Source organism: Flavobacterium branchiicola, assembly GCF_018383905.1.
Taxonomy (GTDB): Bacteria; Bacteroidota; Bacteroidia; order Flavobacteriales; family Flavobacteriaceae; genus Flavobacterium; species Flavobacterium branchiicola.
This window is the reverse complement of record NZ_JAGYWA010000003.1, coordinates 287,747-301,537: the sequence shown is the minus strand read 5'-3', so window position 1 is coordinate 301,537 and position 13,791 is coordinate 287,747. Positions and strand designations below refer to the sequence as shown.

Here is a 13,791-nt window from a genome sequence, read left to right as displayed (position 1 = left end):
TATAATATGAAACATCAACACCTACTTCAGCAAAATTTTCAAGTTACATTTAATTATGACATCGTTTTTAGTCGTTCTCTATTTAATGTAAATAATACATCACTTATGGATGTGATGAAGAAAGAACCTGGTTTTCAGCAGCCCAAAGTAACAATTGTAATAGATAAAGGAGTTGTGGATGCTACAAGTCAATTTATTACAAAAGTTATAAAGTATTTTAATGAGTATCAATTTGGCGTTACTGAAAGTAACATACTGGTAGTACAAGGAGGTGAGGATGTTAAGAACACTTCAAAATACATTAAAGGCGTACTGGAATTAATTCATACCAATAAAATAGACAGACATTCTTTCCTTATAGCAATAGGTGGAGGAGCTGTACTGGATGCTGTTGGTTATGCAGCTGCAATAGCACATCGTGGTGTACGGCTTATTCGAATACCTACAACGGTTTTATCACAAAATGATTCGGGTGTGGGGGTTAAGAACAGTATGAATTATTTTGGAAAAAAGAATTTCCTGGGCACATTTGCCCCACCATATGCTGTACTAAACGATTCCGATTTTTTAACTACTTTAAGTGACCGCAATTGGCGATCCGGAATATCCGAGGCTATAAAAGTGGCGCTCATTAAGGATGCTTCTTTTTTTGACTGGATAGAGCACAATACTAAAGCACTCAATACTAGAAATGTTTCAGTTATGGAAACACTTATTATTCGTTGTGCGGCTTTACATACCGAGCATATTTCTAAAAAAGGAGATCCTTTTGAAAAAGGGTCCTCTCGTCCCTTAGATTTTGGACATTGGGCAGCGCACAAAATGGAGCAGCTTACCAATTATGATATTACTCATGGAGAAGCCGTGGCAATAGGTATTTCCCTCGATGTTACCTACTCTTATTTATCACATAAAATTGATAAATCCAGTCTCGATAGAATCTTAAAATGTTTCTTAGCACTTGGTTTTGCAATAAATCATTCTGTTCTTGATACGCATCTCGATGAGTTGGTAAAAGGATTAGATGAGTTTAGAGAACATCTGGGAGGGCAACTTACAATTATGTTATTAAGTGATATAGGAACTGGAGATGAGGTACACGCATTAGATAAGGAATTAATTACCGAATCTGTTCAGTATCTGTTTTCATTTTGTCAATTAAATACCGAAGTATGTTAATCAGTCCAGATGGTCATTTAAGTTATTGTACCAACATTCATTCTGGTGAATCCTGGGAGGCTGTTTTTAAAAGTATACAGACCTATTGTGTACCTCTTAAAAAGAAAGTATCGCCAGATATGCCTTTTGGTATAGGTTTGCGTCTTTCTTATCAGGCTGCAACAGAATTGGTATTAGATGATAACTTATCATTATTCAAAGATTGGTTGTTGCAAAATGAAATGTATGTTTTTACCATGAATGGATTTCCATATGGAAATTTTCACAATGAGCCAGTCAAGGATAAAGTGCATTTACCGGACTGGACAAGCAGTGAGCGTTTAAACTATACAAAATTGCTTTTTACCATCTTGGGGCAACTTTTACCAGAAGGAATAGAAGGAGGGATTTCGACTTCACCGCTTTCATATAAGCACTGGTATAAAACCGAAGCAAGTTTAATTCAGGCCAGACAAATTGCCACAAAACAACTAATCACTATTGTTATACAGTTAGTTGAATTTTACCAAACCAGCGGTATATTTATGCATCTGGATATTGAACCTGAACCAGACGGCATAATTGAAAACAGTGATGAATACATTGCCTTTTTTAGAGATTATTTACTCAAGGACGGGGCTTCAATACTAGCGGCACATCTTTCATGTAGTTTATCCCAGGCAGAAGAACATATACGTAATCATCTACAGCTTTGTTATGATGTTTGCCATTTTGCCATTGGCTATGAAGAAAGTGAAGAGGTGATAAAGAAAATGGAAAAGCATGGTTTAAAGATTGGAAAATTACAAATTAGCGCCGCTCTTAAATGTACAGTTTTATCAGATGCATCTGTTGACGAACTGCAAAGTTGCCTGCGCAATTTTGATGAGCCTACCTATCTGCACCAGGTGGTAATTAAAACGACTGATGAGAGACTGCATAAATTTAATGATTTAAAAAATGGAATAGAAGCAATGAAACGTGATGATTTTATGGAGCTTCGTACCCATTTTCATGTCCCAATATTTATTGAAGATTATCAACTATTGCAATCTACTCAATGTGATATTGTAAATATTTTACAAAATTGGAAAAAGACAGGATTTACCAAACATTTAGAAATAGAGACCTATACATGGGAAGTACTGCCTGCTCATTTGCAACTAGATTTGACACAATCTATTGAAAGAGAATTAAAATGGGTTTTAAACAAAGTAACAGCCGAGGTAAAAGAGCAGATTATCAACACAAACTCACTTTAAATATTAATTCCAAAAACAATGCAAAAAACAGTCGTAATTAATGTAGTAGGACTTACAACTACTTTGCTTGAGGATCCAGAACTTTTTCTGTACCAATGGCTTAAAAAAAAGCACCATTTAAGCATTATTGAACCTGTACTTCCGGCACTTACCTGTTCGGCTCAAACCACTTATTTAACTGGAAAATGGCCCTCAGAGCACGGTATTGTTGGTAATGGATGGTATGACAGAACCGATGCCGAAGTTAAGATGTGGAAACAATCAAACAAGCTCATACAAAGTCCAAGGATTTGGGATTTAGCAAAAAAAAAGGATCCGACATTTACCTGTGCCAATATGTTCTGGTGGTATAATATGTATTCAGATGCAGATTATACGGTTACTCCTCGTCCACAATATTGGGCAGACGGGCAGAAAAAACCGGATTCTTATTCAAAACCGGCTAATTTGCGGGATCGGTTGCAAGAGGCATTAGGGGTGTTTCCGCTCTTTGATTTTTGGGGACCAAAAACATCAATACGTTCCAGTGAGTGGATCGCCAAAGCATCAAAACTGGTCTACGAATGGTACAATCCCACACTCACCTTAATTTATTTGCCACATTTAGATTATTGCTGTCAAAAATTTGCGCCAAAATCATCTGAAATTGACAAAGACGTAAAAGCTATTGATAAAGTATGCAAAGATTTAATAGAGTATTTCGAGGGTAATGGTGCAGAGGTTATTGTTTTGTCCGAGTATGGTATTACCAAAGTAAACGATCCGGTAGATATTAACCGATTTTTACGCAAACAGGGCTATCTGCAGATTAGAGAAGAAAGAGGTTTGGAATTATTGGATGCCGGCCAATCTCGTGCTTTTGCATTAGCAGACCATCAGATAGCGCACATTTATGTAAAAGATAAAAATGATATTCCAGAACTAAAAAAGCTTTTCAAGCAAATAAAAGGTATAGCAAAAGTATTGGATGATGAAGGGAAAACAGAACATCATCTCAACCATGAACGATCAGGCGAGCTTGTTCTTGTTGCAGAACAGGACAGCTGGTTTACCTATTATTACTGGCTAGACGACAAGAAAGCGCCAGACTTTGCAAGGACAGTGGAAATTCATAAAAAGACGGGTTATGATCCTGCAGAATTGTTTTTAGACCCTAAAAAGAAATTTATTTTGCCAAGAATTGTTCTAAAACTGATAAAAAAGAAATTAGGATTTCGCACTCTTATGGATGTAATCCCCCTTGATGCCAAACTGGTAAAAGGATCTCATGGATGCATTCCGGAAAATGAACAGGATAAGCCGGTATTTATCAGCAGTAAAAAGCAAGCAGAGAAAGTGGAAAGCATCTCGGTCTGCCAGTATATTTTAGATACCGTCTTTGCAAAAGAGGCAACGGGAGTATTTGAGCCAACTGGTTGTCAAGAAGACAAAAACAGCTGTGAACTTTTGAATTAGATAGCAATTATATAAGCATTAACGAAAAGAATTACAATTTATCTGATGTCAATATATTATGCAAATTCTTTTAAAAAAAGTGATTTCAATCTGACTGGAAGAAACCTTGCAAATACAAAAAACTTCACTTTTACAAATTATTCAGATAACGCTCTCATACTGTCAAGCTATGAATTGCAATCCTGAAATATTCTGGCAGGAATAAATTTTATATTATGGTTTATTACATATTATTTATGTCAGGTAAGATGAAGGATTTTTGAGATAAATTCTAAACGAAAGACCAAAATAACATTAACTGGCAGATTTTAAATTGTCACCATCTTTAAAATGTAGTCTTCTAAAAACCAAACCGGACAAAATTGTTAATGAACCTACAACCAAAAAAGTATAGCGGAACGCATTATGAATTTCGTTGTGAATGAGCTTAACATCTCCCTGAAAAAATTTAAGTACCAATAATCCCAAAGCAATTCCAAAACCAATTGCGAGCTGTTGATTTACAGAAACCAGTGAATTGCCGCTGCTGGTATGATAAACCCTTAGGTCGGCAATAGAAATAGAATTCATAGAGGTAAACTGTATCGAGTTAAAGAAACCTAAAACGGCAACAATGGGAATGTACCAATAAATAGAAGTATGAATGGAAGGAATGGCCAGTGCACAAATTAACAGACCAATGATAAAAGTGTTGACCATTAAGGTTTTTCGGTATCCGAAAGTATTTAAAATTTTAATTACAAAGGATTTTCCAAATATTGCAGTAAGCGCCATTGGCGCTACGATCCATCCGGATGTAACTGCAGACTGCCCATAGGCAATCTGTATCATCATGGGTAGCAATAACGGAATAGAACTGTAACCCAATCGGGTTGCCAGATTGCCGATCATGCCCACACGAAAAGTCCGGACCTGAAAAAGATTCAATGGGAAAAGAGGATTATTGTCTTTTATGGCATGACGATAATACCAGTATAACATTAGAAATCCAGACATTAAAATGAGCAAGACAGGTGTTACGCGGACAGTATTTCCAAATAATTCTAAAGAAATAGACAAAAGCAGGGACGCAGCTGCAAAAATCAGGAAGCCTTTAAGGTCAAAATCGATTATAGGCGATTTGTAATCCGGCATATATTTCAAACTTAAAATAATGCCAATGATCCCAAAAGGAATGTTTATAAGAAATATCCAGTGCCAGGATAGGTAATCGACCATATAACCGCCAACCAATGGCCCTAAAACCGGACCAATTAAAGCGGGGATAATGGCAAAATTCATTGCCTTTAATAATTCATTTTTTGGAAATGTTCTAATCAAAGCAAGTTTGCCCACCGGAGTCATCAAACTTCCTCCAATACCCTGAATGACCCGGGAAAAAATCAAATGGTTGAGGCTTTGTGAGAGCGCGCAAAACAAAGATCCGATGCTGAACAGCATCAGGGCGAAAATAAATACTTTCCTTGTGCCAAACTTGTCTGACAGAAACCCGCTCACCGGCATGAAAAGTGCTAATGTCAATACATAGCTAATAATAGCATTTTGCATCTCGAGAGGCGACTCATGCAAATCTCTGGCAATTGCCGTTATGGACGTATTTAGAATTGTGGAATCCAGCATCTGCATAAAAATCGAAGTAGCCAGAATAATGGGTAATGCTTTTTTGATTGTTTCAGTAGTTTGCATGCCGGTAATTGCGTTGATAAGTTTTAGCAGCAGTAAATATTCCGTTTACTTTTTAAATGCTTTTTCAAATTGAACATCCATGCAAATTAGTCAAATTTACTGAGTTTTAATAATTAAAAAGTGCATAATTTGACGGTTTTAAGTGTTTTTAAAATTTAATTTTAACCGGTTTCTATGTAGAGTGATGAAAGGCTCCTGTTTAATACATACTCTACAACCTCACTATCCTTATTTTTTGTGTCCATGAAAACGGTTGGCACTGATTTTTCCAGAAAATTTAAAATACGCTTTTAGGCACTTTTATGCAATCTAAAATAACTTTTCTCTTAATAAAATGTTCGTTATAATTGATTTGTCTTTCCGTGTGTAAGTTATTTAAAAACAGGTATTTGTACTTATTTTTTATGTTTTTAAAAGATGTAAATTTGGAGTGTGATTACCAATAAAAAATTAGCTGAAAAACTTTTTTTAGCTTAATTATAATCTGAATCTTAGTACTTGCTTCCTGACTAATTACAGTAAAATGTTTTAGTCCATCTACAAGCCAATATAGTTGCAACCCATATTCTTTAGATCTTAAAATACATTAAAAGAGATGAAATGAAAGAACAGGCTCAAAACAACGGCAATACTGGATTTCTTCAAACTGATGGAGGAAAAACCAAATCTAATGCGATTGAAGTGCCATCAATTTCTTTACCAAAAGGAGGTGGTGCTTTAAAGGGAATCGATGAAAAGTTTACTGTTAATGCTGTAAATGGTACATCTTCATTTTCAATTCAACTTCCATTTTCATCTGCAAGAGGTACATCACCTTCATTAAGTCTTTCTTATAATTCAGGCAGTGGCAATGGTATTTTTGGATTAGGCTGGAGTTTTAGTTTAGGATCAATTAAACGCAAAACAGATAAAGGGTTGCCTCAATATCTTGATTTAATTGATTCTGATACTTTTCTGTTTTCGGGTGTAGAGGATTTAGTTCCTGAATTTGCAAAAGATTCTAATGGAAGTTTTCAGTTAGATAGTAATGGGGACTATGTTATATATGAAAGAATTTCATCTGACGGATTATTTATTATCAGAAATTATAAACCAAGAATTGAAGGTTTTTTTGCTCGTATTGAACGCTGGACAGAAGAGACGACGAAAAGAATTAAATGGCGGGTAATTTCAAAAGATAATGTCACGACACTTTTCGGATGGACAGACAATTCTATTATTCGAAACCCCAAGGATCAGACAAAAATTTATGAATGGTTTCCCGAATTTGTATTTGACGATAAAGGAAACTGCAGCCAGTATATTTATAAGAAAGAAAATGATAATGGTTTTGATGCTTCTTTATTGCATAATAAAAATCGATTTAAAGAGGGCAAAATTACATACACCAATCTTTATTTAGAAAAAGTTTTATATGGCAACAAAACGCCATACAAGAAATTTGAGGATGCATTCCCAAATGAATCTGACTATTTGTTTTCAACGGTTTTTGATTATGGTGAGTATAATGATGTTTCACCTTTCAACAAAATAAAAGACTGGAATTTCAGGTTAGACGCTTTTTCAGATTATAAATCAGGTTTTGAAATTAGAACTACAAGGTTATGCAATAGAGTATTACTGTTTCATCATTTTACGAATTCTAATGAATACGAAGGTTTAGTCAAATCTCTTAATATAGGATATGATAGTACAGCGGAGCAGGATTTTACATTTCTGAAAACTATTACTTCAATCGGTTATATCAAAAAAGGGGATGGTTCCTATTCTTTTAAAAAACTCCCTCCAATGGAGTTTGATTACCAAAAACAGGAATGGAATAATAGTATTAGATCCATTGATGCAGGACAATTAGTACATGCCCCATCAGGTTTGGATCAACAGCAATATCAATTTACCGATTTGTATAATGAAGGTTTGTCAGGCATTCTAACAGAACAAGCAAATGGATGGTATTATAAACACAATTTGGGAGATGGAAAATTTGAAGATGCTAAATTAGTCTCTCCTAAACCTGCTTTTTCTGGATTGGGTAGTAAGATGCAACTGATCGATTTAGATGCTGATGGAGGCAAACAGTTAGTGAGTTTCAATACTGAGCCTAAAGGTTATTTTGAATTAGATGACGATAATGAATGGCTGGGATTTCGTTCATTTAAGGGAATTCCAAATATTGATTTTAACGATTCAAATACCCGATTGCTGGATTTAAATGGTGATGGTAAACCAGAAGTGATTATTTCAGAAGATCAGGTTTTTACATGGTATACTTCCGAAGGTCGAAATGGATTTTCAGCAGCCCAAAGAACACCTAAACCGTTTGACGAAGAAGATGGCCCGCATATTATTTTTGCCGATGCAAAGCAGACAATCTATTTAGCTGATATGTCTGGTGATGGTATGACCGACATTCTACGGATTCGAAATGATGAAATTTGTTATTGGCCAAATATGGGCTACGGGAAATTTGGAGCAAAAGTAGCTTTGGATAATTCACCAATTTTTGATAGTGAGAACGATTTTAATCCATCCTTTATAAAACTGGCAGACATTGATGGTTCAGGAACAACAGACATCATTTATTTAGGCAAAAACAAATTTACTTGCTGGAAAAACCTTAGCGGTAACCGTTTTAGCGTAATTCCATTTGAGATGGAGTCATTCCCAGAAATTAATTCCCAAGCTAAAATTACAGTAACGGATCTGTTAGGCAATGGTGTTGCCTGTATTGTATGGTCGAGCGCATTATCAAAAAATACGTCCTCTCCATTAAAATATATTGATTTAATGAATAGCAAGAAACCACACATCATGGTTTCTTATAAAAACAATTTAGGAAAAGAAGTCTCATTAGAATACACACCTTCCACTAAATTTTACATTGAAGACAAGCTGGCAGGAAAACCCTGGATAACTAAATTGCATTTCCCCATACAATGCATTTCCAAAACCATAACCGAAGATAAAATATCAGGTTACAAATTTGTAAGCAAATACAAATACCATCATGGCTATTATGATCATTCTGAAAGGGAATTCAGAGGGTTTGGAATGGTTGAACAAATCGATGCTGAAGATTTTGAGCATTGGAAAAAAGAAAATGCCAGTACTATTGTTGATGCGACACTGCATCAGGAACCAGTGGTTTCTAAAACCTGGAATCATACGGGAGCTTTTTTGCAAAACGATAAAATTCTGACTCAATTTTCGGAAGAATACTGGTATGAAGAAATGTCCCGGAATGGGTTTGATGTTTCCCATCACGAAACAGCCTTACCAGATGCCCGATTGATAGCTGCTTCTGAAATTGATCCGACAATACTTAAACATCTTTCTGCTCAAGAATGGCGTGAAGCACTTAGAGCCTGCAAGGGAATGGGTTTACGCTCCGAAATTTTTGCAAAAGATGCTATTAAATTTGGAAATACAGCCGAGGCTAAAAGAAAAGAGCTTATTCCTTTTTCGGTAGCTACACATAATTGTGTTATCGAGTTATTACAGCCAAAAGGAAAAAACAAACATGCCATTTTTATAGTAAAAGAAAATGAAGCTATAACTTATAACTACGAACGAAACCCTGAAGATCCGAGAATTTCCCATAACTTAAACATTAAATTGGATAAATACGGCAATGTATTAGATTCAGCTACAGTTGTCTACCCTCGATTGTTAGCAGATCTGACGCTTCCTGCTGAAACACAGCAAGAGCAAAATAAAACGGTTATTATCTATACACAAAATCAGTTTACAAATGATGTCATAAATGCTGATACGCTCCGATTGCGATTACCTTCAGAATCCAAGACATACGAACTAAAAGATGTGCCAAGATCAAATGCATTTTATATTCCAAATGATTTTGATGAAATCCTGACCATATCAAAATCGGCAACAGTTTTATATCACGAAATAGATAAACCAACAATCGCGGGTTTATCACAAAAACGATTGATAGAACACACCAAAACGATTTACAGAAGCAATGATCTGAAAAGCTCTTTGCCTTTGTACAAATTAGAATCTTTAGGCTTGCCCTTTGAGAGTTATCAGTTGGCCTATACTCCTGATTTATTGAGACATATTTACCATGAAAAAGCTGATGATTGGGCACTGCAAAATTTAATGTTAGAAGGCAAGTTTTCCCATGCATTAAATGAAAGCGGTTTAGAGGATGACAATTGGTGGGTACGCTCCGGGACGATTCAGTTTCTTGCAGATTTAGAAGTAGTGATGGATGCAGGCAATAGATTTTATATTCCAATATCATATACAGATCCTTATGGAGCCCTAACAAAAGTAAAATACTATGGAAATTATTTTCTGTTTGTAGAAGAAACCGAAGACGCAATAGGAAATACGGTTAAAGTGAATTTATTCAACTTCAGAACTTTATCGCCTCAACGGCTGAGTGATATAAATACTAACCTGTCAGAAGTAATAACAGATGAATTAGGTTTAATAAAAGCCGTTGCATTAATGGGTAAGGGGAATGAAGCCGATGAATTGGCTGATTTAACCGAAACAACAGATGCAGCGGAATTACTATTGATTAATAACTTTTTTCAAGCTTCTGATTCTGATGATTTAACCAATATTGGGAAAGACTTATTGAATAGAGCAACGTCAAGATTTGTTTATGATTTTGATACTTACATCAATTCGGGCAAGCCTGCAGTAGTAGCGTCAATAAGTAGAGAGCAGCATTATAAGCAAAACAACAATTCACCTGTTCAAATTGGCCTTGAATACTCTAATGGTTTAGGGGAAGTAATAACGAAGAAAGCACAGGCAGAACCTGGGCTTGCCAAAAATGTTATTGTGCTTCCGGATAATACTATTGCCGTTTCAGATATAGATACATCTAAAACTCTTCCTAAACAGCTTCGCTGGATCAGCAACGGCAGAACCATCAAAAATAACAAAGGCAATGCCGTAAAACAATATGAGCCTTATTTCTCGGTAACACATCAATTTGAAGATCTAAAAGAATTGGTTGAAACCGGAGTAACGCCGATCATGTATTACGATGCAGCCGGGCGATTGATAAAAACAGAAATGCCAAACGGCACATTGTCAAAAGTTATTTTTGACAGTTGGAAAGTAAGCAATTATGACCCTAACGATTGTGTATTGGAAAGCGAATGGTATCAAAAAAGGACAGATTCTGCCCATCCGGAATTTATAAATGATCTCAAAGAACAGCAAGCAGCGCTAAAGGCCGAAAAGCATGCCGATACTCCCAGTGTTCAATGTTTTGACACATTAGGACGACCAATTCTGTCAATTGAAAATAATAAAAATGGAGTAACAGGTGTCGACGAATTGCAATATACACGTGTAAAATTAGACACCGAAGGAAACCTGCATTCCGTAACCGATGCTCGGCTTAATGTAGTCATGGAATACAAATATGACATATTGGGTAACAAAGTATATCAGCAAAGTATGGACGCCGGACAGCGTTGGTTATTGATAAATGTATTGGGCAAGCCGTTACGCACCTGGGACGAACGCAATCATGAATTTCAATATTTTTACGATACACTGCACCGACCTTTATATGGCAAAGTTTTGGGTGGCGATGGAGATGTGAGTTTAAATCACATATTTGATAAAATAATTTATGGTGAAGCACAAGCAAATGCTCATCTCAAAAATTTAAAAGGACAGATTTGGCAACATTATGATACAGGTGGTGTAATAGAAACACCCGGTTATAATTTTCATGGTAGACCAACAAGTACCAAAAGAACACTTTTTAAAAAATATAAGGAAGTTGCCAATTGGATCGATGATAATTTGGTTGATGATTTAGAAAATCAATTTTTTACTTTTATTACCGATACCGATGCATTGGGACGCATTACCAAGCAAATTGCACCTGACGGCAGTGTTATTTCTCCTTCTTACAACAAATCGGGTTTATTAGATGGAGAGAGCGTATTACATCCTGACAAAGCACAGGCAAATACCTATATCATAAATATTGACTACAACGAAAAAGGCCAACGGAATAAAATTATTTACGGAAACAATGTAACCAATAAGTTTCATTACGATAAAGAAACATTTCGTCTTAAACGTTTGGAAACTAAGTATCAGAATAATGATCCTTTACAGGATTGGTTTTATACTTATGATCCTGTTGGAAACATTACTCATATAGAAGACAGGAATATACCCGTTGTGTTTTTTAACAACCAAAAAGTAACAGGTATTTCAGAATATACTTATGATGCATTATATCAATTAATTACAGCAAGCGGAAGAGAAAATAATGCTGCACTGACAGTCAATGGTCAGGACAATTGGAATGATGCTCCTTTTATGCACCAATTAAATCCTGGTGACCCAATGGCCGTTCGAAATTATACTCAAAACTATCGCTACGATAAAGTGGGAAATATAATGCAGATGAAACATGTTGCAGCGGGTAATAATTGGACACGCGATTATACTTATGAAACAAGTAATAATCGTTTGAAAATGACACAGGTTGGCAGTGAAATGTTTACTTATTTGCATCATGCACAGCATGGTTTCATAACCACATTGCCTCATTTGCAGGAAATGGGATGGAACTACAAAGAAGAATTAATCAAGACCATTAAACAAAAACGAACCGATGGCGGTACACCCGAAACGACTTATTATCAATATGACGACCAAGGACAACGCATTAGAAAAATAACAGAGAACACTGCCAATGCAGGAGAAACACCAACATTAAAAAACGAACGCATTTATGTGTCGGGTTATGAATTGTATAAAAATCATAGTGGTACCGATGCCGGATTAGAAAGAATTAGTTTGAGTCTAATAGATAAAGGGCATCGTTTTGTAATGGTAGATATGGAAACTAAACCTAAATATATTTTGGGTATTCCCTTTGGCAGAACATCGACTGAATTTACTACACGTTACCAGTTACATAATCATTTAGGATCTTCGGCTTTAGAACTTAACGAAACTGGTGATATTATCTCATATGAAGAATACCACCCATTTGGTACCACTGCATACCAAGCCATGAACGCATCCATTAAAGCCGCTGCCAAGCGTTACCGTTATACAGGTATGGAACGGGATGAAGAAACTGGCTTGGAATACCACAGTGCCCGGTATTATTTGCCCTGGCTAGGCAGGTGGATGAGTAGTGATCCTATTGGGATTGGAGATGGCGTGAATGGGTATATTTATGTTAAAAGTAATCCGATCTCAAATGCAGATACTAATGGGAAATATGACTGGGGAGAAGTCGCTTTAGGATTCGTAGGTGCTGTTGCAATTGTTGCAGTCGTTGCAGTTGCGGCTACTGTAGCAGCTCCAGTTCTTGCAGCAGGCGTGGCATATACAGCTGCGACTGCAACCGCTGTTACAGGAGTAGTAGTTACAGAGGCGGCAGTTGTAACAACTGTTACTGTAGCTGCAACTGCATATGGTGTGGTTGGTGTGAGTCAAACAATAGATCAGGTTCAAAACGCACCAACAGAAAGAGAACGTTCACGAGCACTCGGCAGACTTCCGGTCGAAATAGCCGCAACAGCATTAGGGGTAAGAGGATTAACAGGAGGTTCGCCACCAAGCATACCAGGATTACCAACTATTGAAATGACACCAACTCTTAGCGGGACTGTAGCATTTGAGTTAGTTCCGGCGACCACTGCAATTTCAATTCCAGCAGCAACAAGTGCAACAGGAGGTGCGATTACTCATATGATGATGTCTTCGTCCGGAGATCAAGGAGGAAGTTCTGGCTCCAGTTCTCCAGATGAAAATGTTTGTGAAGAACCCAGAACACCTCCCAGTAGAACATTGTCTCATAAAGGATCAGCAACAAGAATTTTAAGGGAAAATCCCGCTAGAAGTAACCAAACTATTCTGACCGCTAAAGTCAGAACACCCTCAGGAGAAACAATTGATGTTGCTATGCCGAATACACCGAGTAATGGGATAGACCCTCCGTGGCGTCCAGGCCAAAGAGCTCTTGCTGAAGAGTTAGGATATACACCATTAGATCCTCCAGCAAATACGGTACCTGGCTTACATGCAGAAGAAAACCTTGGGGCAAGATTACATGAAATGGGAGGAACTGTAGAGGAATGGGCTATTAGTAGAGGTACCACTGGAAATAGTTTTATCTGTCAAAGTGCAACTTGTCGTCTGTTTACTGAACTCTGGGGGCCTCAACAGTTTTAATAGCAACTGGGAAAAATTTGAGAATAATTCT

At 36.6% G+C, this 13,791-nt stretch carries 5 protein-coding genes; 4 read left to right on the top strand and 1 reads right to left on the bottom strand.

Features of this window, described 5'->3' with window-relative positions; translation table 11 throughout:
• The first annotated feature begins 6 nt into the window (after positions 1-6).
• From KHA98_RS08320 to KHA98_RS08310, 3 genes are read left to right on the top strand one after another with little or no spacing between them, the layout of a single operon-like run.
• A complete protein-coding gene (locus KHA98_RS08320; RefSeq protein WP_213257133.1) occupies positions 7-1,179 on the top strand; it encodes a 3-dehydroquinate synthase in 1,173 nt (390 codons plus the stop codon).
• Complete coding sequence (gene eboE / locus KHA98_RS08315) at positions 1,173-2,420, top strand: metabolite traffic protein EboE (RefSeq protein WP_213257132.1); 1,248 nt, start codon at positions 1,173-1,175, stop codon at positions 2,418-2,420. The genes KHA98_RS08320 and eboE overlap by 7 nt, the downstream gene beginning before the upstream one ends.
• A gap of 18 nt (positions 2,421-2,438) precedes the next feature.
• Positions 2,439-3,875 carry an alkaline phosphatase family protein gene (locus KHA98_RS08310; protein WP_213257131.1) on the top strand — a complete coding sequence of 479 codons (1,437 nt, stop codon included), beginning with the start codon at positions 2,439-2,441 and terminating at the stop codon, positions 3,873-3,875.
• 294 nt (positions 3,876-4,169) lie between these two features.
• Here the strand turns inward: KHA98_RS08310 and KHA98_RS08305 are convergent, their stop codons facing one another.
• Positions 4,170-5,561 (bottom strand): MFS transporter, encoded by a 1,392-nt coding sequence (locus KHA98_RS08305; protein WP_213257130.1) that lies wholly within the window; start codon positions 5,559-5,561, stop codon positions 4,170-4,172.
• A gap of 600 nt (positions 5,562-6,161) precedes the next feature.
• Here KHA98_RS08305 and KHA98_RS08300 point away from each other — a divergent pair.
• The gene (locus KHA98_RS08300) at positions 6,162-13,760 is read left to right on the top strand and encodes a SpvB/TcaC N-terminal domain-containing protein (RefSeq protein WP_213257129.1); all 7,599 of its coding nucleotides are present in this window, start codon (positions 6,162-6,164) and stop codon (positions 13,758-13,760) included.
• Positions 13,761-13,791: the final 31 nt, after the last annotated feature.